Origin of the sequence: Streptomyces sp. NPDC007264 (assembly GCF_042869095.1) — a bacterium.
Lineage (GTDB): Bacteria > Actinomycetota > Actinomycetes > Streptomycetales > Streptomycetaceae > Streptomyces.
The window spans coordinates 1-22,741 of the sequence record NZ_JBIAFD010000020.1; the positions used below are offsets into that span (position 1 = coordinate 1).

Below are 22,741 nucleotides of genomic sequence, written 5' to 3' on the forward strand. Positions count from 1 at the left end.
GAGAGCTACGAGGCCGGACTGCACCTGTGTGGTGCGATGCTCTGGCTCCGAAGCATCGCACCACACTCTTGATCCGAACTCCAGACAGGACCTAGGAGAGTCGTCGGCCGGCTGGAGTGCGCCGAGCGCGGAAGCGTCGAGGAGCAGCGCGGTGCTGCCGCCGGAAAACGGGGGAAGATCCCCTTGTTGCCGGGCAGTGGGCAGTTGACCGAGAGCAAGAAGCACCGGCCGGTCGTCACGGGGAAGGCGATGGAGGTCGTCCTCTAGTTCGCGCTGGTCCGATGTGGTGCGCAGATAGATGAACCGGCGCGGTGTGCGGGGTCTGCCGGGCCATTCGAGGACCATGTCGGGGACATGGGTGTGGTTGAAGAACTCGGTTTTGGTGACGGTGGCGCCAGGGTCCATGCGGCGCAGGTGCCGGGCGACGATGTCTTTGACCCGGGTGAACATCATCCGGTCGTCGGGCTCGTCCATGGCCTGGGAGATCGACTGTTCGACGATGTTCACCACGAGCCCTCTCTGCGGGTGAGTTCGGCGGCGACGATGGCTGCCCAGTCCTTGAGCGGCAGGAGGGTTTCCTGCTTGTCCGAGAGCACGATCAGCCACAGGCGTGCGGCGACCGACTGGGCGAGTTCGCTGTCCAGGAGTTTTCGGGCTTCCTCGGTGTCGCTGGTGCCGAAGACGCGGCTGCTGTGCTGAAGGACCGCGGCTTCCACCTGGCCGGGTGAGTTGAGGGTGGACCAGGAGTTCGCGCGGAAGGGTGCCCAGGTGATCCACATGAAGTGATCGCTGAGGTGGTGCTGGGCCTGGGCGGCGACGTAGCATTTGGCGAGGAACTCGTCGAACTGCGTTCCTTGATCGCTGGGTTGCGCGTAGTTCTTGACCTCCGCGCAGAACATGTCGTTCTGGTAGGGGTCGCCGCGCATGGCGCCCCCCAGATCGAAGGAGAACGTCCGGCCTCCGTACGGCCACAGCAGAGTCAGCCGGCGACCGCAGGACTCCGAGTCCGTGTTCGCGTACGCGCCGAAGATACGCATCGTGCCCTCGAGCCACTGCTTGGCTCTGCGGGCCCCCGAGAAGCCCTTCACCTGAGCATCTTCGCCAACCACCACGAGCGTAGCTTAGTGCGATCGGATCATCACGATGCGCTCGAATGGGCCAATCCCCCGCCACATCGACGCCTGCCGTCCCTGAAGGGGAAACCCACGGTCTGGGGACGTAAGCAGACGGCGGGCTGGGGACTGGACGGCTACTGCGAAAACGCCCGCCCGGATCGGCGAACGCGAGACCGTGGTGGAGTGACCCATCATCCCGGCCTCCTGCGGACAACTCCCCTGCAGGGGGAGACGACCTCGTCGCTGATCTGCCGCGTCGCAAGCCGCTACGGGATGGAAGCGAAGGTGTTGCGATCATGCTGGCAGTGGCGCAACTACCCGCCGGGGCACGACGGCGGGGGCACGCGGGCCGACGCCGAGGTGCTGCTGAACGCGGCCGGACGGCAACTCCTGGCGGGCCTGTGCGGCGTCGAGGAAGACGTCCTGGCGCGGGCGTTGCCGTCCTGGGGGCAGGAGGACTCCAAGCTGTCGGCCGGAAAGAACGAGGTACCGGCGGCGGCGTGGCGGACCGGGGGCGCGGTCGCCGGGCCGGTGGCGTTCGGCTGCCGCCTGTGCGCGGCCCGGCGCACCGGGACCGCCGTGCGGGTGGTACGCTACGCGCCGCGGTGGGAGCGGGTGTGCGTGCGACATGGGCGGTGGCTGTTGGACGCGGACGCCAACCAGCCGCTGGAGCACCTCGATCTGCGTGGCCTGCCGGAGGTAGTGGCGGCGCAGCGGCGGTGGGCCTCGGTGGCGCGGCGGGCGGTGCGGGCCGGTGCGGAGCCGGAGAGGGTGTTCGCGCTGGCGCACGCGGTGGTCGCCCGGTGGTGGGAGCAGGCCCTGCAGTGGGAGCGGGAGACGATCTGGCCGCGGCGCCTGCACCAGGTTGCGGGCGGGGATGCCGGCGGTGATCTGGAGCGGTGGCGGATCGTGGGGCGGGACGCGGTCGTCTTCCCGGAGGTGGTGGCGGTGGCCGACGCGCTGCTGGACCCGGCCATGGCCGAGCTGGTGTGGACCGACAGCGGTGCCGGGCGGCCGCAGGCGCTTCCCGCCGACGGGATGTTCTGCCGCAGGCTCGGTGAGCGGCTGGGGCGGGGATGGCTGGGGCCGCTGGCCGCGACGGACCACGGCGGGCCCCTCACTGCGTGGATGGGCAGCGTCATCCGCCTTCGCCGCGGCGCCGGCGGGCCGCCCGGGTGCGACAACGACCCGTGGTGGCTGCGGCAGGAGCACCAGAGCGCGACCATGGCCGGTCAGCTGCGGGTGCTGGGCAAGGAGAAGAAGGCGCCTGGTTCGGGGACGATGTGGCGGGCTGCGGTGCCCGCCGAGCAGCGCAGGCTGATCACCAGCGCTATCGACAGCGCCGAGGAGCAGCTGCTGCAGCTGCGCGGTGTGCAGACCGGTCCGACCGCCGAGGTCGCCCGGCGGCTGCTGCGCGGGCTCGGTCACAGTGCCGGTCTGATCGAGGCGGCCTGGAAACGGACCGCGGTGGCGGCGGTGAACGGCGGGGTGCCGCTTGGGGAGGTGGCCCGGTGGGTGGACATGCCCGTTGAGGTGCTCAGCCAGATGCTGACGGCGGGCAGGCAGGAGAACGGCGGCTGAAAGCCGATGCGCCGAGGGGCAGGTCGGCTGTTAGCTGATACGGCACTCGTTCGTGGCAGAAATACTGAAAGCGGCGGCGTCTGCCGGCGGGAGCGGTTTGGCTGGCGCGGGTGACCAGCACAGGAGCGGCCCGGCACTGGAGCCGGGCAGGGCGAGCGGCCGTGGACCAGGGCAGCGGGTTCGAGGCGGTGTTCCTTGACCCGGTGGGGCAGGCGGTCCGGCAGCGGTGGGCGGATGCCGCCATGACCGTGGCGTTCGAGGACTTGCCGCCGGTGTCGGCGTTCCCGGTGGTCCCGGGACGCCGCTGGGGTCCGGGCCTGTGGTGGTCGGCGACCACCGGGCGGCACGTGGCCGCGGGGTCGAACGCGATGCGTGTCCAGCTGATGCTCCTGGACCGCGACCCTGACGTGGCGGGGCTGGCGGGGCGGCCGGTGCGGCTGCTGTGGCGTGATCTGCGCGGGCGGGTGCGTTCCTGGGTGCCGCAGCTTTTCGCCCGCCGTGCCGACGGCACCGCGCTGCTCGCCGACTGTCCCAGCCACCCGGGCGCGGGCGGGGAGCGCGCGAGGAAGGCCGCCGAGGCAGTGGCGCAGGCGTGCGCGGACATCGGCTGGACCTACCGGCGTCTCTCACCGCTCGACGACGTCCTGGCCTCCAACCTGAAATGGCTGGCCGGCTACCGCCACCCCCGCAACGCCGGCCGCCCTGGTCTGACGGAGGCCGCCCTGGCGGCGTTCACGCGGCCACGGCCGCTGATCGAAGGCGCTGAAGCGGCCGGCGACCCGATCGAGGTCCTCCCCGCCGTCTTTCACGCCCTGTGGCAGGGACAGCTGACGGTCGACCTGGACACGCCGCTGCACGAACGCGTCCCCGTCGGCCCGCGGGGCTGGAGCGGCCCCGAGACGGGAGATGCCGGGTGACCGCGCGGCGCAATGCCCGGCCGGCCGTGAAGGTCGGCGCTCACGTCCGCTTCCGTGGCATGAAGTGGCAAGTGGTCGCCCTGTCGGGACAGGACATCCACCTCGTCGGCCCGGACGGCGGCGGTGAGGCCGTGCTCGCCGGGTACCTGTTCGCCGACCCCGGCTTCACCGTCCTCGGGGCCGATGCGCCTCAGGCGGCCCCGCAGTGGGGGCTGTTCGAGACCGCTCCCGCCGCCGCGCGTGAGAAAGCGCTGGCCTGGCAGCGGCACGTCAGGGAAGTCGAATGCGGCCTGCCTGGCGGGCCTGGCAGCGAAGGGGTGGTGCGGGAGCAGTTCGACCCCGAGCGGCACACGCTGGCCCAGCGCGAGCAGGCCAAGGCCGAGGAACTCACCGCGCTCGGCTTCGGCCAGGTCTCGCGCACCACGGTGCAGCGCATGCGGCTCGCCTACCGCAAACAAGGCCTGTGGGGGCTGCTCGACCACCGCACCACCCGCGCCTCCAGCCCCACCGGGCGGGCCGACGAACGGGTCGTCGCCGCCGTCCGCGAGGCACTGCGCCGCCGACGCGGCCGCTCCAAGGGCACCATCAACGGCCTGTTCCCGCTGATCAACCAGATCCTTCAGGACCGGTACGGCCCCGGCACGGTGCCCGCGCCGTCCCAGGCCACGCTGTACCGGCTCGTCACCAATCTCGCCCGGCCCGGCGAACTGCCCTCCGGGCCCGTGAGGCAGGTGCCCGCGAGCATGGACGGGCGGGCCTTCACTCCCGCCACGGCGCTGCGGCCCGGCGAGCAGGTCCAGGTCGACACCACCCGCCTGGACGTCCTCGCCCTCTTCGACGACGGGCGTCTGGCCCGGCCCGAACTCACCATCGCCGTCGATGTCGCCACCCGTGCCATCCTCGCCGCCGTGCTGTGCCCGAGCGCGACCAAGGCCGTCGACGCCGCCCTGCTGCTCGCGGAGATGGCCGTCCCCCACCCCGCCCGGCCCACCTGGCCCGACATCCTGCGCATGGACCACGCACCCGCACTCCCCCACCAGCGGCTGGCCGCACTCGACGAGCGGCTGGCCGGCGCGGCGGCCCGGCCCGTCGCCCTGCCTGAGACGATCGTCGTCGACCGCGGCAAAGTCTTCGTCTCCGCCGCGTTCACCACCGCCTGCGAACACCTCGGCATCAGCGTCCAGCCCGCCCCGCCCCGCGCCCCCACCGCCAAAGGCATCGTGGAGCGGACCTTCGGCACCATCAATGCCCTGTTCTGCCAGCACCTGCCCGGCTACACCGGCTCCGACGTCACCCGCCGCGGCCCCGACACCGAGAAAGACGCCTGCTACAGCGTCGCCCAGCTCCAGGACCTGCTCGATGAGTGGCTGGTGCACTACCACCACCGGCCCCACGAAGGCCTGCGCCACCCGATGATGCCGAAGAAGGCCCTCACGTCGAACCAGATGTGGGCCGCGCTCGTCGCCGTCGCCGGGCACGTCCCCGTCCCGCTGACCGGCAGCGACTACCTCGAGCTGCTCCCCGTGCGCTGGCAGGCCATCACCCCCGCCGGCATCACCATCCACCACCGCACCTACGACCACGATCTCCTCGCCCCGTACCGCGGCCAGGCCTCCCCCGTCGCCGGCCGCGGCGGGAAATGGGAGATCCACTACAACCCCCACGACGTCCGCCAGATCTGGATCCGCCTCACCGACGGCGGCCTCACCGAAATCCCCTGGATCCACCGCGACCACGTCCACCAGCCGTTCAACGACCACACCTGGCAGCACATCCGCACCCACGCCCACCACAACAACCACGACGACAGCCAGCAGCACGAGGCCGGCCTCGCCGACGCTCTCGACCAGCTCATGCGCCGCGTCCACAGCGGCCACACCACCACCACCGAACAAGCTCTCCTGGCCCGCGCCACCACGCTGCCGGTTCCCGCCGCACGGCCCCCGCAATACGGCACCGGCCCCGCCACCGACGAGTCGGCGCAGCACGCCGAGGACGACAGCATCGACGACCTCGACGACCTCCCCGACGACGACACCCGCCCCGCCGCGGCCGCCGGATTCGGGCTCTACGACGCATACGAGGAAGCCGACAAATGGTGAACCCGAACCCGCAGAGTGCGGGCAGCACACCAGTCGGCGCCAGCAACAGTGATGCGGCCGAGCTGTCCTGGCCCCTGACCACCTGGCAAGGCTGGCACCGCTTCGCCACCACCGAGCCGCCCGCCCCGCCCCAGCCCGGCGACCCGCCCCGCAGCACCGACGAACGTCTCGCCTACCACTCCTCGTTCGTCACCATCCGCACCCCCGCCATCAGCCAACTCGCCACCCAGGTCCGCACCCTGATGATCCTCGGCCGCCACCAGCAGACCACCGCGCGGCCCTCCCTCATCGTCACCGGACCCGCCGCAGCCGGGAAAACCACCGCTCTGCTGAACGTCGGCCGCGCCTGCCACCTCGCCCACACCCGCAAAAACCCGCCCCCGCCCGGATCAGCCCACTCCACGGCACCCGTGGCGTACGTCCTCGTCCCGCCCGGCGCCACCGCGAAAACCCTCATCACCGAGTTCGCCCGCTACCTCGGCATCCCCGTGGCCGCCCGCATGACCCAGACCCAGATCACCGACGCCGTCTGCCACACCTACACCCAAGCCGGCGTCCAACTCGTCCTCATCGACGAGATCCACCGCCTCAACCCCCGCACCACCACCGGCGCCCAGGCCGCCGACCTGCTCAAAGACCTCACCGAACGCCTCCCCGCGACGTTCGTCTACGCCGGCATCAACGTCACCGACACACCCCTGTTCAGCGGCACCCGCGGCGCCCAGCTCGCCGGACGCGCCACCCTCATCACCTGCGGCCCCCTCCACGCCCGCCACGGCACCAGCGAACCCTTCCGCGACGTCCTCACCGACATCGAGAACGCCCTCGACCTCACCCACCACAAACCCGGCGTCCTCCTCCGGCACGCCGCCTACCTCCACCAGCGCACCGCCGGCCGCATCGGATCGCTCACAAGGCTTATCCGTCAAGCAGCCATCACCGCCATCCACGACGGCACCGAACGCATCACCAAAGCTGCCCTCGACGCGGTACAGCTCGACCACCTCGCCGAACAACACAGACGCCCCACCCGCAGCCGCTAACCCCCACCCACCGAACAGGCCAAACAGCGCTGACCAGCGAAAACACCAACCGAGCCTTTACGCGCTGACGAAACCCACAACGAACCCGGTCCCACTCAGCACACACGACACAACCCCAGCTCACACCCCGACCCGCCCGCTGGAACCGTGCACCCGGCCTCCCTCAACGAACCCACAACACACCAGGCCAGCAAGCCCGCGATACACCAACAAGCCCCCCTCCGAGCGTTACCACTATCTGACCGACTGGCGCTACAGCGGCCCCGACCGCGGCACCGGGTCCCGCGCCACGGTCACCGCCGCGCTGGGCGGCACGAAGACCGACGTCGCCATCGAGGTCGTCGAGGCCGATGCGCCGCGGCGTATCGTCGAGCGCAACGTCAGCGCGGCCGGCCGGCGCCTGGCCCACGGCACCTACACCATCGAACCGCTGCGGACCGGCGGGAGCCGCATCTCGTTCACGTACGCCTGGGCACGCGCCCCTCTCGCCGACCGGTTGCTGGCCCCTGTCGTACGGCCCACGATGCGGCGCACCAACCGCACGGTCATGCGGCGCCTGGCGGCCGAGTTGGCTCGCCACGTCTCCGCCGCCGGCTCCTGACATCGAGACGTGTCGGCCCTCTTCACAGTCCGAACAGTCCTGCCGCGTTGTCGTGGCACACCGCCCGCAGCCAGTCCTCGCCGAGACCCAGCCGTTCCAGGGCTCGGAGCTGGTGCGCGTACGGGTAGGGGATGTTGGGGAAGTCGGAGCCGAGCAGGATGCGGTCGCCGTGTCCGGCCAGCCGGGGCAGGACCTGGCGGGGAAACGGCATGAACCGCTCCGTGAAGTCGGTGAACGCCATCGTCGTGTCCAGCCGCACCTCCTCGTACCGGTCGGCGAGAGCGAGGAACTCCTCGTACTCGGGCATCCCCATATGCGCGACGATCAGCCGCAGCCGGGGATGCCGCGCCAGCACCCGCGCGATCGGCTCGGGGCCGGTGTGTTTGCCGGGCGCGGGCCCGGAACCACAGTGGATCACTACGGGTGTCCGGGCCTCGGCCAGCAACCCCCAGGCCCGATCGAGGAGTTCGTCGGCCGGGTCGTACGCGCCCACCTGCACATGCGCCTTGAAGACGCGCGCGCCCGCCTCGACGGCCTCCCGGACGTACGCCTCGGCGCCCGGCTCGGGGTAGAGCGTGGCGGTGTGCAGGCAGTCGGGGGTGCGGCGGGCGAAGTCGGCCGCCCAGCCGTTCAGCCACCGGGCCATGCCCGGCTTGTGCGGGTAGAGCATCGCGGTGAAGGCCCGTACGCCGAACCGGCGGAGCAGGGCCGCCCGTTCCGCCTCCTCCTGCCGATAGGTGATCGGCCACTCGAGCCCTCCGGTCAGCGGCCCGAGCGCGTCGAAGTAGGCCCAGACCTTGCGCAGAACGCGCTCGGGCATGAAGTGCGTGTGGACGTCGACCAGCCCGGGAAGACCGAGTCGCTCCCAGAAGCGGCGGACCTCACCGGCCTCCTGGTCCGCGGACGCGTCACTCCCGGTCCCTCGCAGACCCGTGGCCGCGTCCGCGCCCGGCGATCCGTGGCTGGTGCGCGGGGGCGTGGGCGGGGTGGGGTCGGCGGGACCGGCAGGGTCGGCGGGTGCCATGTGCTGATCGTTCATGTCGCCACGATCGGCTCTGGTGCGGTGGCGGGTCCACTGCCTTGCGCAGGGGATCCATGAGGGATGTGTCACCTGGCCCTCCGACCGCGGGACGCCCCGGCACGACGCGCGGGTCCGGCAGAACGGGCCCCGTGCCCGGGATCCGCTCGGCGTGCCGATCCGGCGCCGGCGGGCGGGCGGCGGGCGGCGGGCGGCGGGCGGCGGGCGGCGGGCGAGGAATTCCCCCACATGGCGCGGGGCATCGAGCGTGGCCGTATGGGTGGCCATCGTGAAGACTCTGGTTCAGCGGACGGTTGCGCGCGCCTCCGACTTCGCCCCGCGCAGGCCGCGCAGTGCGCCGGACCAGGCGATCACCTGGTCGAGCATGCCGCGGACCGCGACGTCGAGGTCCTTCGTCGGGACGAAAGCGCCGGTGGAGAACGCGGGGATCAGCGGGACGGCGGGCTGTGCGCGGACCGTGGCCACCTGGAGCTCGGCGAGCACGAGCCGCAGCGCCTCGGCGGCCCGGACGCCCGCCGCCCGTCCGCCGTAGCTGACGATGCCGGCGGCCTTGTCGTTCCACTCCCGGTAGACGTAGTCCAGGGCGTTCTTGAGCGCGCCGGGGAAGGAGTGGTTGTACTCCGGGGTGAGGAACACGAAGCCGTCGAAGCCGTCGATCAGCACAGACCAGGCACGGGTGTGGGGGTGCTCGTACTGCTGATGCGTGGGGTTCCCGCCCTCGTCGAGGTTGCCCAGGCCGTGGTGGGCGAGGTCGATCAGCTCGTAGTCGGCGCCGCCGTGGGCGCGTGCCGTGTCGAGAAGCCAGGAGGCGATCTGGTCGCCCCGACGTCCGGGGCGTGTGCTGCCGAGGATGATGCCGATACGGAGAGCCATGGTGTCCTTTCCAGGCAAGTTGACGTGACAACTCTAGGTAGCGCGAAGTTGTCACGTCAACTCGGCCGGTCGGTATGATCCCGGTCATGGCACAGACCCGTACGCTGGAGCCCGAGGAGTGGGAGCTCTGGGACACCTGGATGCGCGCGCAGCGCCTGCTCACCCGGGAACTCGACCGTGGTCTGCAGCGCGACTGCGGCATCTCGAAGGCCGAGTTCAGCGTGCTGGTGACGCTGTGGCAGGCGCCCGGCCGGGAGATGCGCGTCGGTGAGCTCTCCGAGTCGCTCGACTGGGAGAAGAGTCGCGTCTCGCACCAACTGACACGGATGGAGAACCGCGGCTTCGTGGCGCGGACCCCGCGCGGGGTCGACGGCCGCCGCGCCGGGATCGGGCTGACCGCCAAGGGCCGACACGCCGCACAGAGCGCCATCCTCGTGCACGCCGGCAACATCCGCCACTACTTCCTCGACACACTCACACCCGAGCAGGCCGCGGCCTTCCGGGCCTGGAGCGGGCAGATGATCGACCGGGTCGAGCCGCGCGGCAGCGAGACCACCGACGACGCCCGGTAGGACTCCGTCGGGCCTGTCCGGCGGGCTCGTTCGAAACGCCTGGCAGACCCTCCCCTGCGGCGACGGCGCCGAGGGGCCGCGCGTCCACGACCAGGTAGCGGCCAAGCTGCCCGCCAACCCACCTGTTCACAGGGTGATGACGGCCGTGCGGGCTGCTTCGATGAACTCTTCGAGACGGTGCCGGTAGCGTTCCTGCGCTTCGTCGAAGCGCTCACGTGCCTGAGGCTCCCCCTGAGAGACACGCCATAGCGCCGAGTTGGTCTCCGACGCCGCTTCCAGCACGCTGCGGGCGGCGTGGGCAACGGATTCGGGGCCCTCCAGCACGATGACGCGCACGCAGCGCATGAGGGGGTCGAAGGCGGTACGCAACTGCGTGCGGAGTTCCTCGATGCGCGCCATCTGGTCGTCCTGATCGGTGAGTTGGAAGTACGCGTCGCCGACCTTCCAGTACAACTCGCCGGTGACATGCGCCTGCTCCATCAGCTCCAGGTACGCGTCACGCCGACTGCTCCGCACCCGGTCACGGTGCTGGACCTGTATCGATGCCTCCGCCTGGACTCTTGCCGCCCGCGCGTTCCCGAGAGTGGTCACCCAGCTCGCCAGGACCGCTGTACCGCCGGTGAAGACGGCAACCCACACCGCGCTGTCCCCCATGGTGCTCCAGTTTCGACGGGCGGCTTCGGCCTGTCGAGGCTGCCTCCGGCCGAGGCAGGGCCTGCGCGGCTCACGGTTGGCCGGTCGGCACGTGCGAGGCCGGCGCACCGCATCGAGCGCACACCTGGCATGCGTCGGACACAGGGGGCATCGAGTCGCCTCGGGGACATCAGAAGGACCTCCTGCCGGTGCCTGTCCGGGGCAGCGACGGATGTGTCCGGCCTCCCCCGCCACTCAACTGACGCGCAGTCACAGCGTTGTGGCGCAGTGCCGCGGCGTCGAGGGGCGCGCGCCGTCACCGCCGCAGGCATCCCGCACCCGGAACCGAGCCGTCCCGGCGGGGTCAGCCACGAGGCAGGAGGAGGCGGGAGAGGGCGGCGGTGACGAGGAGGAGGCCGGCGACGGCGAGGAGGCCGACGCGCATGCCCGAGAGGGAGAAGGCGCCGCCGGGGCCGGAGAGCAGGCTGCCGAAGAGGGCGACGCCGAGCGCGCCGCCGGTCTGGCGAAGGGAGTTGAGCAGCCCTGACGCGGTCCCTGCCCGCTCCTGCGGGACGGCGTCCATCAGCAGCGCGGTCAGCGCGGGCACGGCGAGCGCCCCGCCGACGCTCAGCGGCAGCAGCAGGACGAGCACCAGCCACACGGGGGTGTGCGCGGCCAGTGGCAGCATGGCCAGCATCGCTGCGGTGAAGACCAACTGTCCGGCGACGATCACCGGACGCCGCCCGATCCGCTCCGCCAGCCGCGGCGACACCAGGTTGGTCGCCGTCACCGCCGCCGACATCGGGACGAACATCAGCCCGGCCGCGATCCCCGACATCCCGCGCAGCTGCTGGTAGTACAGCCCCAGGAGGAATATCCCGCCGTAGAAGGCGGCGTTGACGGCGAAACCGACCATGAGCGGGACGGCGACCCAGCGGTCCATCAGCATGCCCGGCGGCACCATGGGTTGGTGGTGGCGGGCCTCCAGCACGCGGAAGGCATACCCACAAGCGACGGCGAGCGCGGCAGCGGCCAGCACAGGGCCGCTGGTCCAGCCCAGGTGGCCACCCTCGATCACCGTGAAGGCCAGCCCGGCCAGGGCCAGCACGGCGGTGAGCTGGCCGCCGCCGTCCAGCGCAGCGGGCCGGCGCGGGAAGGGCGGCACCCGCACCAGCAGGCCCAGGATCACCGCGCCCACCGGAAGGTTCAGCAGGAAGACCGCCCGCCAGCCGACGGAGTCGGTGAGCAGCCCGCCCAGCACGGGCCCCGCGGCCATCGCCACCGAGCCGCCGACCGTCCACAGAGCGATGGCGCGGGCGCGGGCCCGGGCGTCGTCGTAGGCATGCCGGATCAGAGCCAGCGAGGCCGGCATCACGACCGCGGCGGCGGCACCCTGCGCCACCCGCGCGCCGACCAGCATGCCGATGCCGGGCGCGAGCGCGCAGCCGAGGGAGGCGAGGGTGAACAGGGCGACCCCCCAGCAGTAGGCGCGGCGGGCGCCGGCTCGGTCGGCGAGGGCGCCCGCCGAGAGCATCAGGGCCGCGAACATCAGGGTGTACGCGTCCACCACCCACTGCAGCCCGGCCATCCCGCCGCTGAGGGAGTCCCGGATCGCGGGCAGCGCGATGTTCACGGCCGAGACGTCGACGGTGATCACGGTGAACCCGAGCAACGACGTGACCAGCGCGACGCCGCCGCGTCGCGGCGCGGCGGGTGCGCCGGCGGGCGGCACGGTGACTCGGGCCCGGTCCGCCGGCCGTCGCCGGAGCCTTGGCGCCGACGGCTCGTCATCGTGCCCGTGAGCGGAGGCGGTGAACCGGGACGGGGACGGGGTGGCCCGCATGGTGGACTCCTGGAGGGTGCAGGTGACGGCTCATCAGGGATGGCCGGGCGGGCGGTCGCAGCGCGCCGGGGCCGCGGTCCGGTGTCTCGCACCCCCTGAGCCACGGCGGCCGGACCGCCCGCTCCAGGATCAACTCTCCACCCGCGAACGGCCGCCCGGCAGACCGCGCTGTACCCAGGGTGCCGCGTTCCAGGCCCTGCCACGGCCCCCCACGATCCTCAACCGCCTGCGACAATGACCGAATGGGAGCATCAGCGGATACGAGGGGCACCGAGCTCGGCCGATACCTGAAGGCCCGCAGGGCGCAGGTGCGCCCGGAGGATGTCGGCCTCCCGGTCGGCGGGAGCCTGCGCCGCACTCCCGGACTGCGCCGGGAGGAGCTGGCCGTGTTGGCCGGGGTGAGCGTCGACTACTACATCCGCCTGGAGCGCGGCCGGGAGACCAATCCCTCCCCCGCCGTCGTGGACGCCCTCGGCCGCGCCCTGCGGCTGCGCGGCGACGGTTACGAACGCCTGCACGAGCTCGCCGAGCTGGCCTCCGGCCGGGCCTCCGAGCTGCCTGCCTGCCCGGACCACATGGTCCGCGAGTCGGTACTGCGGATGCTGGAGTCGGTGCGCCCGCTGCCCGCCTACGTGGTGAGCCGCTACAACCGCGTACTGTCCGCGAACCCGCCCGGCCGACGGCTGATGCCCGGGCTCTGGGAGTGGCCGGAGGACCAGCGCAACCTCACCCGCTATCTCTTCCTCCACCCGGTCGGCCGGACGCTCTACGAGCCGTGGGAGGAGACGGTCGCGCTCTCGGTGGCGCATCTGCGCGCGGTCGCCGGGGCCGACCCGGACGACCTCGAGCTGAAGAAGCTCGTCGGCGAACTGGTGCTGAAGTCCCCGGATTTCGCGCGGCTCTGGGAGCGGTACGACGTCTGCGAGCGCGGCGGCGGGCAGAAGTCCTTCCGGCATCCGAAGGTGGGACTGATGACCCTGACCTACGAGGTGATGCGACTGGCCCGGACGGGCGGCCAGCGGATGGTGGTCTACCAGGCTGCGCCCGGCACCCCGGACGAGGAGGCCATGCTCCGCCTGGAATCCGCGGACGCCCGACCGGAGCCGGCGTTGGCGTCTCGCGGCGCTTCGTGATCCCGGCCTCAGCTCCCGGCCTCAGCTCCCGGCCTCGGGGCCGGTGAGGACGGCGTTCATGCGCTCGTCATAGCCGGTGGCGGAGTCGACGACGCGGCCGGCGGCCCACCAGTTCTCGCCGGCTGTTTCGTTGATCGTCATCAGGATGTCCTCTTCGGGGACGTCGGCGAACAGCTGGAGGTTGTCGACGATCGCCCGGAACAGTTCGGCCTTCTGCTCGGCGGTGCGGTGGTTGAAGGACAGCTGGATGAACATGGCGCGTTCGCTGCGACGGAGGCCGAACACCACGGGCTGCATCTGGAAGTTGTCGGGCGTGACCTCGTGGAAGACGTGGAACTGGTCGTCCTGGGGGACCTTCAGCACGTCGACCATGGCCTTGTGGATGCCCAGGGAGACGTTCCGGCGGTACTCGGGGGTGGTTCCCTGGCGCATGTAGACGTTGATCAGAGGCATGATCCTTTGCCTTTCATTTCGTTCCTTCTTGTTCTCCGTGTCGGCCACCGGTGACGTCGGCGTGTCGGCGCTTCAGGTGGTGGGCGCCTCGGCATGGTCCGGGGAGGGGGCCGGTACCTGGAAGCAGGCCAGCAGGGCCGAGGTGGTGAGGTACTGGCCGATGAGGTTGACCAGGGCGATGAGTGTGTTCGTGCCGAACGCCGCCGTTGCCTCGTCGTAGAGATCGTCCGGCACGCAATGGTCGCGGACCAGTGCGGTGGCCAGACGGTGGGCGAGATCGGCGTCGGGGCGCAGACCGCGGGGAGCCTCGCCGCGGAGCAGGGACGCGATGGCCGGACCGGGCAGGCCGGCCTTCTCGGCGGCTGCGGTGTGGGCGTACAGCGCGTAGTCGGCCCGCCAGTGCGCGGCCACGGTGAGGACGACCACCTCTCGGACATCCGCCGGAACGCCGGCCCGGGTGAGCGCCTGGGCCCACTCCAGCAGCGGCCGGGCGATGTGCGGAGTGCGCAGCAGGGCGTTGAACGGGCCGATGAACCGACCGTCGGGCAGGGCAGCCGTGTAGCCCGCCTCTTCCGCGCTGTGCACCCGCGTGGCCTGCAGACGGTCGCGCAGTGCGCGCTGTGCTTCATCGAGGGCGTCGGGAGGAAGGAGCGGCAACCGGCCGCCCGGTCCGGAAGTTCCGTCGGTGGGGTGCTCGTTCACACCCCCACGCTAGGGACGCGGTGGGCATGCTGCCAACGAATGCCCGGCATAATGGATATGCGGTTTACTCATGGAGAGCTCATGGAGATGACACTGATCGGGCTGCGGGTGCTGCGCGAGGTGGCGGAGCGGGGCACCTTCACGGCCGCAGCAGACGCGCTGGGGTACACGCAGTCGGCCGTCTCCCGGCAGATCGCCGCACTGGAACAGGCGACCGGCGCCCGGCTCTTCGACCGCTACCCCGGCGGCGTCCGGCTGACGGGCTCAGGCCGGGCCCTGCTGCGGCACGCCGTCGTCGCCCTGGACGCCCTGGCGGCCGCCGACCGGGAGTTGCACGGAGCGGAGGAGGCCGAGAGGGGCCGCGTCCGGCTCGGCTTCTTCCCCACCGCCGGAGCGGTGATCGTGCCCCGTGCCCTGGCGTTGCTGCGTCAGGAGCACCCGCACCTCCAGGTGACGACGCGTGAGGGGACCACTCCCTCGCTGGTGCGCGCGCTGCGCGCCGGCACCCTGGATCTCGCGCTCCTGTCCTCCCGGCCACCGCACCGATCCCCCGACACGGACGATCCGCCTCTGAGTGTCGAGCCGCTGCTGGAAGTCCACCTGGCCGTGGCGGTGCCGGCCGGCGGCCCGTTCGCCGAACGGGGCGGCGTCAGCGTCGAGGAGATCGCGCGCGAACCGTGGATCGCCAGTCCCGGCACCGCGGACGAGCCACTGCTCGGCGTCTGGCCCGGTCTGCCCGGGCGGCCCACGGTCCGCCACACAGCCCGCGACTGGCTGACCAAGCTCCACCTGGTCGCGACCGGCGCCGGCATCACCACGGCCACGCCGACACTGCTGCCCGCCGTCCCGTCCGGCGTACGCATCGTGCCCGTCGAAGGCGTCGCGGAGGAGGTCCGACACGTCAGCCTGGTGCGCCTGCCGGGTCCCCTCGGGGCGCCCACGCAGGCGCTGGCACGCGCGCTGCGCCGGCAAGCGGCCGACCTTGCCGACTGACCGTCCCCGCTGCGGACAGTGAACCTTGTCCGGCCTCGACCTGGTGTGAGGAGAAGGCCGAGCACGGCCTTGATCAGGTCGGTGATGCGGGTGGTGCTGAAGCGCAGCTTGCGCAGCAGCCGTCACAGGAGCCGCTCGGCGAGCCAGGCGCAGCCGCTCGGTCCGCCGGCCGAACCGGCGGGTGAACCCCGGACCGAGGAGAACAGCAACTCACCCGGTGGCCGTATTTTGTTCACGGCGCGGCACTGTCGACCAGGAGCCTGAGAACGGGCAGCGCTTCGGCAACGGCTTCGGCGACAGGCGGAGCCGTGGCCGGGGGCGAACGGTGTTCGGGGCTCTCGACAGCTACCAGACGCCCTGTGTCAGCGCTTCACGAGGGCAGGGCGACCAGCCAGTCGGTGAGGATCCGGTTGACCTCGGCGGGGTGTTCTTGCTGGCTCCAGTGGCCACAGTCGTCGAGGAGGTGGGAGGAGATCAGCCCGGGCAGCGTGGCTGGGTATGCGTTGATCGCGTCGGCCAGCCACGTGGTGGAGGCGTCCAGCCGGCCGCCGATGAACACCGACGGCTGGGTGACGGGTGCGCCGTCGAAGGCGGCGAGGTCGTGCCAGTCGCGGTCCATGTTGCGATACCGATTCAGCGCCCGGGTCAGGCCCGTTCTCTCGAACTCCCCGCGTAGACGTCCAGGTCGCTCTCGCCGGGCCAGGCGGGAAGCCGGTCGGCGGGGAACCGGTCACGCAGCATCCCGCCCCTGCCGACGAAGTGCGGGTTTGAGCAGGGCGGAGTCGGCTGCGATCGTCGCCCTCCAGTCGTGGCCGACGATCACGGCCGATTCCTCACCCAGGGCGTGCACCGCCTCGGCGTTGTCCGCCACCAGCTCGAGCATCTGGTATGCGGCCGTGTCAGCGGGCTTGGAGGAGCGGCCGTAGCCGCGGATGTCGATGGCGACCGCGCGGTATCCGGCCGCGGCCAGTACCGGCAGCTGGTGCCGCCAGGAGTACCAGGACTCGGGGAAACCGTGCACGAGCAGCACCAGCGGCCCGGTTCCCTGCTCCACCAGGCGGATCCGGCCTGCCGGGTGGGGAATACCGAGCTGAGGGCCGCGGCTGGGTCCGGGCTGCCCTGAGGGGTCTTGGGGTAGTCGAGCTGGGGGGAACGGGGTCCGCCGCCAGGGGCGGCCGAGGAGGCGGCCAGATCGGTGGGCCGACGCGCGCCGGCCTGGCGGGGGGGGATTCGCCCGTGTCGCGGTGGTCGTAGGGCACGACGTGGAAGCCGCGGCCGGCCGGTTCGGCAACCGGACCGTCCGGCGCCAAGCCGGGAGGTCCGGAGGTGGGAGGTCCGGAGGTGGGAGGCGACGTTGTCGCGCCCCTCGTGAGCCCCGAGCGGGCGGTGCGCACCGAGTTTTGGGACTCGCTTTACGCAGCACATGCAACCGCGGCTCAACCTTCGTTGTCTGACAGGGAGTCGGGCCCGTCAGGGCCGCGGAGCGAGAGAGCGGGGCAAGTCGTGGGACGGCGCAAGGGCGGCATAGCGATCGCACTCGTCACGGGGGCGATGCTGGTGGGCGCGAGTGCCTGCGGGGGAAGCGGCAGCGACAAGGCGAGCGGGGACGACGCAAAGGCACCGGGCAAGCCCAGCGTGAGCGCCTCTCCGTCACCGACGAAGCCCGCGGGTCCGCCGATGCTGTTGGACACGATCACCCCGCAAACGGGGACCACGGTCGGTGTGGCCATGCCGATCTCGGTGGTCTTCACGAATCCCGTGGCGGCGACGGCACGGGCCACCGTGGAGAAGCACATGAAGGTGAGCGCCTCGCAGCCGGTGGCCGGGGCCTGGCACTGGTTCGGGGACAGGCGCGCCGACTGGCGGCCGAAGACGTACTGGCCCTCCGGCACGAAGGTGAAGATCGACGCTGACATGAAGGGCGTCAGCAACGGCAACGGACGTTACGGCGTGCGCAGCTACACGCACACCTTCACGATCGGCGACGACGTGCGCGCCGATGTCTCGGTGACCGGCCACACCATGAAGGTGACCCGGAACGGCACATTGGTGCGCACTCTGTCGATCAATGCGGGCAGCCCCCAGTATCCGACGTGGAACGGCACGATGGCCGTCATCGACAAGCAGGAGAAGGTACACATGACCTCCTGCAGCGTCGGCATCAGCTGCGACAAGGGCAGCCCCAACTTCTATGACCTGACGCTGCCTTGGGACGTCCATCTGACCCAGTCCGGCACCTATGTGCACTACTCGACCGGCGACCCCAATCCGGGCAGCGGCAGTGCGCGCGGCTCGCACGGCTGCGTCCATCTGTCCATTTCGGACGCCAAGTGGTTCTACGGGCAGGTCAAGCAGGGCGACCCCGTCACCATCACCGGCTCGACCCGTGCCAAGGCCCCGGCCGACAACGGCTACGCCGACTTCAACCTGGGATGGGACCAGTGGCTCGCGGGCAGCGCGTCCGGGGAGGGGACGACCGCGACGCTGTGATGCGCCGTGGTGGCGCCGCGCGGCCCCGGTCTTCTCCACGGTCACGATCCAGGAGCCGAAGCAGGCCCCCGGATCGGGTCGAACCCCCGCACCACGGCAAGGGCTCGGCCTCGGTGCCCTTGCCGGTGATCCATTGGGGGGATGTTCGGCAACGGCGCTTTCTCCATCGCGGATCGGGCCGGTGCGGCGGGCTAGCGTGGCGGCGCTGCCAGGGTACAGGGCTTCATGAGGTGCGGATCGGCCGTTCGCTCGCTCTGGCGCGGTCTCATGGAGTGAGAGAGGAAGGGCCTGACATGTCCAACCACTTCACCGGCCTCAGCCTTGGGCCGCCGCTCGGCGACCAGCGGCTCGACCTGTGTGACCTGTACGCCTTCCAAGCACCCGGCGATTCGAGCAGGACCGTTCTCATCCTCAATGCCAATCCCAACGCCGACGCCCTCCATCCGGATGCCGTCTACCGGCTGAACGTCGACAACGACGGCGACTACCTGACCGATGTCGCCTTCAGCTGGGTCTTCGGCCCGGCGGCGGCCGACGGCTCGCAGACCTACAGCGTCTTCATGGCGACCGGTGCGGAGTCCCGCAAGCCGGAAGCGGTCGGTACCAGGATCGTGTCGGATGCCGCCGTCTCCTTCGGCCCGCAGGCCGACGTGGTCAGCAGCGGCGACTACAAGGTGTCCGCCGGCAGCCGCAGTGACGCCTTCTTCTTCGACTTCGACGGCATCAAGAATCTGTTCGACACCAGCGGCAAGCGGAATTTCACCGCACCGCATCTGGGTGGCCGGTCACCGTGGACCGGCGTCGACTCCAACGCCGCGGCCAACGTCTTCTCCATGGCCGTCGAACTGCCGACCGCGGAGCTGGCCCCCGATCCGAAGCTGCACATCTGGGGCAGGTGCAGCGTCCTGCGCGACGGCGAACTCGTCCACGCGGACCGGGCCGGGCACCCCTCGATCAGCAGCTTCTTCAACACCGACGACACCAAGGAGGAGTACAACGCCGGCGAGCCGGTCAATGACCGGGCCAGGTGGACGGACCAGTTCGTCCACCTACTGGGCCACACCGGCGGCTACACGCGCGAGGAGGCGATCGCCGCGCTCGACGAGCACGGCATCCTGCCTGACGTGCTCCACTTCGATCCCTCCAAGCCGGCCGTCTACCCCAATGGGCGGATGTTCACGGAGGACGTCATCGACATCCGCGTCGCGTTCCTCACCAAGAACGAGGCTCCTCCCACCGGTGTGACCCCGCACACCGACATCTTGGACGAGTTCCCGTACCTCGGCGACCCGCACCCGGCGGCCGCCTCCTGACAGGTCCCGGCGGGACGCGCGACGCGCCCGGGCTGCGGCGATCGCGCCGCCGTGAGTCCGTTCGTCAGATGGCCCCTCGGCGGGCCGTTCACGGAAGTGACGCTGGCGGGCGGCACGCACCGTGGCCGGCCGCGGCTTTCGACCGGGCGGGCTCAGACCTGAGCTGCCGGGGAGAGGTGCTCGGGCACGGACAGCCACCGGCCGGACTCCTCGCGGCGGGACACGATCGTCTCGCGTTCCTTGAGCGTCTTCTGCGGCGGCCGTGGTGCGCACCGTGGTTTCGACGGCATGGCTGAACACGGCGGTGTCGCCGAAGAGCTGGACCAGCCGTCCGCTGGAGGTGCAGGCCAGGAGCCGGAAGTCGTTCTCGGGTGCGTTCCATGGCGGAACACCCTCGATCAGGGGGTAGGGGAGGTCGGTGCGTCGGCGGTGGGGGCCGCACGCCGCAGGTAGTGAAGGGCAATTACGGGCGGGCTTTGGGACCGATCACGGCGATACGACTCCACTGTTGCCTCCTTGCATGCTGAAGACGGTAGAGAGGTGGCTGTCGTCGGCTGGGAGGGACAACAAGACGTGGACGTGTATGAGGCCGTGGACAGTCGCCGGGCCGTGCGGGCGTTCAGCGATGAGCCGGTGCCCAAAGAGGTACTCGAACGAGTGCTGGCCGCAGCGACACGAGCTCCGTCGAGCGGGAACCTCCAGCCGTGGCGTGTGTATGTCGTCAGCGGCGAGCCCTTGGCCGAACTGAAGAGGCGCGCAACGGCGAGGGCATGGGCGGGCGACCCGGGCGATGAGCGGGAGTATCCGATGTACCCGACCGAACTGACCTCGCCCTATCTGGACCGCTTTTCGGCCGCGGCCATCCAGCGGTACGAAGCACTGGGGATCGAGCGTGACGACCTCGACAGGCCCAGGAAGATCGCCGCCTTGAACTCGGAGGCGTTCGGGGCGCCGGTTGTGCTGTTCTGCTACCTCGACCGGACGATGGGGCCGGGGCAGTGGGGGGATGCGGGGATGTACTTGCAGACCGTCATGTTGCTGCTGAGGGCGGAAGGGCTGCACAGCTGCCCTCAGGTGATGTGGACGATGTATCGCAAGACGGTCAGCCAGTCGGTCGGGGCCGATGACGGGCTCGTGCTGTTCTGCGGTGTCGCGGTGGGCTTCGAGAAGGAAGGGGTGCCACCGCTGCGCACCGGGCGGACGGACATGGCAGAGACGGTGAGCTTCATCGGGGTGTGACCGCCGGGCGGTCAAGTACGACGGGACCGCGCTACCGCGACCGCCGACACCGCCCATGTCAGGGCTGAAAGAGGGGCGAACACACAGGTCCGAGCCCCGTGGACCGGGACAAGCCGGGTTCCAAGATGCACGTCCTATCGGACGCGAACGGACTGCCCCTTCTGGTCGGCGTCCCGGCCGGCAACACCCACGACAGTGAAGGGCTGAAGCCCATGATCGAGGGTCACCAAACGCGACACGACCCCCGTCGTGGCCGGCACTTCAAGCCCCAGCGCCTGCACGCGGACAAAGCCTACGACCGTGCCGACCTGCGTAGATGGCTGCGGTGGAAGCGCATCGGAGTCCGCATCGCCCGCAAAGGCATCGATTTCAGCGAACGATTAGGGCGCCGCCGCTGGGTCATCGAGCGCACCATGTCGTGGCTCTCCGGCTACCGCCGACTCAGCCCCCGCTACGAGCGGAACCCCCGTAACTACCTGGCATTTCTCGGACGCGCCGCCGCCCTGTGCTACTACAAGCGTCTCATCCGCCTCACCACATAGGAAAACAGTCTAATACTCCAGCAGTACTTCGTGGCTTGACCTGGGGAAACGTCGAGCGGTGGGAGTGTAGCGGGCAGTTGGCCGTCACGGGCGGCTTCTGCCCGCCCACCCCTCGAAGGAGTGCCCCCGACGGCGGTAGTGGCAGCGGCGGGCCACCGCTTGGCGTCGTCGGCGCCAGTGCGACCAGCTCAACGCATGGGTGTGGGTGCGAAGGTCTCGGGGTGCGTGAGCTGCCAGGAGTCGCCGCACTTCCGCCACGGTGAGCTCGATGACCACGGCATCCTCACCGGCGGATCCCCCTTTTCGGCTGCTCGCGCGCTCATCGCCGCGAGGAAGGCGTGGGCGAGCATGGCCAGGGTGATGTGTCGGTACCAGCCGACGTAGCGGCGGACTTCGTACTCGTCCAGGCCGCACTCGTTCTTCGCCGCCTGGAAACACTCCTCGATCGCCCACCGGGCGCCGGCGACCCGCACCAGTTCGTCCACTGCGACATCCAGCGGTGCGTAGCCGAGGTAATAGGCGATCTCGTCCGGCCGGCTCAGGCTGCGCCGTGCCAGCGCCCACCGCCGACGGATCAACACGCCGTCCTGGTGGTCGTACTCGGCCACCGGTCGCAACTGGACGGCCGCCCAGTCGTACTCGCGCTGCCCCTTCGCGCCCGCGCCGCAGGGACGGCGTTCCCATGCCTGGTCGGGGGCCTGCTCGAAGGCCCTGTCGATGCGTGGGCCGGCCAGGGAGAACTGGGACTTGGGGACGGCCAGGACATAGCCGACGCCGGATGTCTCCAGCATCCGGCGGAAGCGGTGGTCCTGTCCGTAAGCGGCGTCCGCCGTGACCCAGGCGATCGGCAGCGGCGAGGCCAGCGCCCTGCGGACGATCGTCGCCGCGAGGGTGTTCTTGGTGGCGAACTCCCGCTGATCGGGGACCTTGGCCGTGCGGCAGCGGTCGCGGTCGTCGGTCCAGGACTTGGGCAGGTAGAGCTCGCGGTCCACCAGGGCGCGGCCGGCTGTGCTGGCGTAGGCGGCGAAGACGCCGATCTGGCAGTTCTCGGTGCGCCCCGCGGTGCCGGAGTACTGCCTTTGGACTCCGGCGGAGGTAGTGCCCTTCTTCAGGAATCCGGTGTCGTCGATGATCAGTACCCCGTTGGGGCGGCCGAGGTGTTCGGCGACGTAGGTCTGCAGGTCGTCGCGGATGTCGTCGGGGTTCCAGCGGGCGCGGGAGAGCAGGTGCTGCAGGCCGTCGGGGGTGGCGTGGCCGGCGTGTTCGGCAAGTTGCCAGCTGTTCTTGCGGGCCACCGGGGCGAGCAGTGCGCGCACGTAGTCCCGCATGCGGCGGCGTGGTTCGACGCGGCCGAAGTGGTGCCCGATGGTGGTGAAGAGGTGGTCCAGGTCGCGGTCCCAGGTCTCGGCTGCCTGTTCGGTGATCACGACCCGAGGCTTCCCAGTGCCCGGGTCGACCTTGCCGTCGGGGGCACTCCTTCGAGGGGTGGGCGGGCAGAAGCCGCCCGTGACGGCCAACTGCCCGCTACACTCCCACCGCTCGACGTTTCCCCAGGTC

The 22,741-nt window shown here is 70.8% G+C and carries 20 protein-coding genes and 3 pseudogenes; 12 read left to right on the plus strand and 11 right to left on the minus strand.

Going from position 1 to position 22,741, the window contains the following annotated elements; all coding sequences use genetic code 11:
- Both ACFYMU_RS28035 and ACFYMU_RS28040 read right to left on the minus strand, forming a co-directional pair.
- Positions 1 to 507, minus strand: a 507-nt coding sequence (locus ACFYMU_RS28035) for a hypothetical protein (RefSeq protein ID WP_388378754.1), incomplete at its 3' end; no start/stop codon positions are given.
- On the minus strand, positions 504 to 1,112 hold the full coding sequence (locus ACFYMU_RS28040; protein ID WP_388378757.1) for a hypothetical protein: 609 nt from the start codon (positions 1,110 to 1,112) through the stop codon (positions 504 to 506). The genes ACFYMU_RS28040 and ACFYMU_RS28035, both read right to left, overlap by 4 nt.
- A 186-nt stretch (positions 1,113 to 1,298) precedes the next feature.
- On the opposite strand from ACFYMU_RS28040, the gene ACFYMU_RS28045 reads away from it, so the two are divergent.
- The 5 genes and pseudogenes from ACFYMU_RS28045 to ACFYMU_RS28065 all read left to right on the plus strand — a co-directional run.
- A complete protein-coding gene (locus ACFYMU_RS28045; RefSeq protein ID WP_388378760.1) occupies positions 1,299 to 2,696 on the plus strand; it encodes a DNA-binding protein in 1,398 nt (465 codons plus the stop codon).
- A 110-nt stretch (positions 2,697 to 2,806) separates the two neighbouring features.
- Positions 2,807 to 3,613 carry a TnsA-like heteromeric transposase endonuclease subunit gene (locus tag ACFYMU_RS28050; protein WP_388378763.1) on the plus strand — a complete coding sequence of 269 codons (807 nt, stop codon included), beginning with the start codon at positions 2,807 to 2,809 and terminating at the stop codon, positions 3,611 to 3,613.
- Between the two features lie 59 nt (positions 3,614 to 3,672).
- Positions 3,673 to 5,715, plus strand: a complete 2,043-nt coding sequence (locus ACFYMU_RS28055) for a Mu transposase C-terminal domain-containing protein (RefSeq protein ID WP_388378765.1) — start codon at positions 3,673 to 3,675, stop codon at positions 5,713 to 5,715.
- Between the two features lie 74 nt (positions 5,716 to 5,789).
- On the plus strand, positions 5,790 to 6,758 hold the full coding sequence (locus ACFYMU_RS28060; protein WP_388379035.1) for a TniB family NTP-binding protein: 969 nt from the start codon (positions 5,790 to 5,792) through the stop codon (positions 6,756 to 6,758).
- A gap of 232 nt (positions 6,759 to 6,990) precedes the next feature.
- Positions 6,991 to 7,359 (plus strand): annotated as a pseudogene (locus ACFYMU_RS28065) (SRPBCC family protein); the annotation flags it as partial.
- Between the two features lie 22 nt (positions 7,360 to 7,381).
- On the opposite strand, the gene ACFYMU_RS28070 reads toward ACFYMU_RS28065, so the two are convergent.
- On the minus strand, positions 7,382 to 8,398 hold the full coding sequence (locus ACFYMU_RS28070; RefSeq protein WP_388378768.1) for an amidohydrolase family protein: 1,017 nt from the start codon (positions 8,396 to 8,398) through the stop codon (positions 7,382 to 7,384).
- A gap of 282 nt (positions 8,399 to 8,680) precedes the next feature.
- The gene (locus tag ACFYMU_RS28075) at positions 8,681 to 9,271 is read right to left on the minus strand and encodes an NADPH-dependent FMN reductase (protein WP_388378770.1); all 591 of its coding nucleotides are present in this window, start codon (positions 9,269 to 9,271) and stop codon (positions 8,681 to 8,683) included.
- A gap of 86 nt (positions 9,272 to 9,357) precedes the next feature.
- On the opposite strand from ACFYMU_RS28075, the gene ACFYMU_RS28080 reads away from it, so the two are divergent.
- A complete protein-coding gene (locus tag ACFYMU_RS28080) occupies positions 9,358 to 9,843 on the plus strand; it encodes a MarR family winged helix-turn-helix transcriptional regulator (protein ID WP_388378773.1) in 486 nt (161 codons plus the stop codon).
- Positions 9,844 to 9,969: 126 nt separating this feature from the next.
- On the opposite strand, the gene ACFYMU_RS28085 is transcribed toward ACFYMU_RS28080, so the two are convergent.
- Together ACFYMU_RS28085 and ACFYMU_RS28090 are read right to left on the minus strand one after the other, a co-directional pair.
- Positions 9,970 to 10,497: a hypothetical protein gene (locus ACFYMU_RS28085; RefSeq protein ID WP_388378776.1), complete on the minus strand. Its 528-nt coding sequence runs from the start codon at positions 10,495 to 10,497 to the stop codon at positions 9,970 to 9,972.
- Positions 10,498 to 10,840: 343 nt separating this feature from the next.
- Entirely contained in the window at positions 10,841 to 12,319 is a 1,479-nt protein-coding gene (locus ACFYMU_RS28090) for an MFS transporter (RefSeq protein WP_388378779.1), read from the minus strand.
- A gap of 242 nt (positions 12,320 to 12,561) precedes the next feature.
- Between ACFYMU_RS28090 and ACFYMU_RS28095 the strand changes: the two genes are divergently transcribed.
- The gene (locus ACFYMU_RS28095; protein ID WP_388378781.1) at positions 12,562 to 13,452 is read left to right on the plus strand and encodes a helix-turn-helix domain-containing protein; all 891 of its coding nucleotides are present in this window, start codon (positions 12,562 to 12,564) and stop codon (positions 13,450 to 13,452) included.
- Positions 13,453 to 13,473: 21 nt separating this feature from the next.
- Here the strand turns inward: ACFYMU_RS28095 and ACFYMU_RS28100 are convergent, their stop codons facing one another.
- Complete coding sequence (locus ACFYMU_RS28100; RefSeq protein WP_388378784.1) at positions 13,474 to 13,905, minus strand: tautomerase family protein; 432 nt, start codon at positions 13,903 to 13,905, stop codon at positions 13,474 to 13,476.
- Between the two features lie 72 nt (positions 13,906 to 13,977).
- The gene (locus tag ACFYMU_RS28105) at positions 13,978 to 14,607 is read right to left on the minus strand and encodes a carboxymuconolactone decarboxylase family protein (protein ID WP_388378787.1); all 630 of its coding nucleotides are present in this window, start codon (positions 14,605 to 14,607) and stop codon (positions 13,978 to 13,980) included.
- Between the two features lie 81 nt (positions 14,608 to 14,688).
- Here ACFYMU_RS28105 and ACFYMU_RS28110 point away from each other — a divergent pair, with 81 nt between their 5' ends.
- Positions 14,689 to 15,600, plus strand: coding sequence for a LysR family transcriptional regulator (locus ACFYMU_RS28110; RefSeq protein WP_388378789.1), 912 nt, complete (start codon positions 14,689 to 14,691; stop codon positions 15,598 to 15,600).
- A 370-nt stretch (positions 15,601 to 15,970) separates the two neighbouring features.
- Here ACFYMU_RS28110 and ACFYMU_RS28115 read toward each other — a convergent pair.
- Positions 15,971 to 16,684 (minus strand): annotated as a pseudogene (locus ACFYMU_RS28115) (alpha/beta fold hydrolase).
- 419 nt (positions 16,685 to 17,103) lie between these two features.
- On the opposite strand from ACFYMU_RS28115, the gene ACFYMU_RS28120 reads away from it, so the two are divergent.
- Both ACFYMU_RS28120 and ACFYMU_RS28125 read left to right on the plus strand, forming a co-directional pair.
- Complete coding sequence (locus ACFYMU_RS28120) at positions 17,104 to 18,090, plus strand: Ig-like domain-containing protein (RefSeq protein ID WP_388378792.1); 987 nt, start codon at positions 17,104 to 17,106, stop codon at positions 18,088 to 18,090.
- 293 nt (positions 18,091 to 18,383) lie between these two features.
- Entirely contained in the window at positions 18,384 to 19,403 is a 1,020-nt protein-coding gene (locus ACFYMU_RS28125) for a DUF4331 family protein (RefSeq protein ID WP_388378795.1), read from the plus strand.
- A gap of 152 nt (positions 19,404 to 19,555) precedes the next feature.
- Here ACFYMU_RS28125 and ACFYMU_RS28130 read toward each other — a convergent pair whose 3' ends face one another.
- Positions 19,556 to 19,693 carry a hypothetical protein gene (locus ACFYMU_RS28130; protein WP_388378798.1) on the minus strand — a complete coding sequence of 46 codons (138 nt, stop codon included), beginning with the start codon at positions 19,691 to 19,693 and terminating at the stop codon, positions 19,556 to 19,558.
- Positions 19,694 to 19,976: 283 nt separating this feature from the next.
- On the opposite strand from ACFYMU_RS28130, the gene ACFYMU_RS28135 reads away from it, so the two are divergent.
- Both ACFYMU_RS28135 and ACFYMU_RS28140 read left to right on the plus strand, forming a co-directional pair.
- Complete coding sequence (locus ACFYMU_RS28135; protein ID WP_388379038.1) at positions 19,977 to 20,642, plus strand: nitroreductase; 666 nt, start codon at positions 19,977 to 19,979, stop codon at positions 20,640 to 20,642.
- Positions 20,643 to 20,687: 45 nt separating this feature from the next.
- Positions 20,688 to 21,184, plus strand: a pseudogene (locus ACFYMU_RS28140) (IS5 family transposase); the annotation flags it as partial.
- A gap of 188 nt (positions 21,185 to 21,372) precedes the next feature.
- Here ACFYMU_RS28140 and ACFYMU_RS28145 read toward each other — a convergent pair.
- Positions 21,373 to 22,608, minus strand: coding sequence for an IS701 family transposase (locus ACFYMU_RS28145; RefSeq protein ID WP_388379041.1), 1,236 nt, complete (start codon positions 22,606 to 22,608; stop codon positions 21,373 to 21,375).
- Between the last annotated feature and the right edge of the window lie 133 nt (positions 22,609 to 22,741).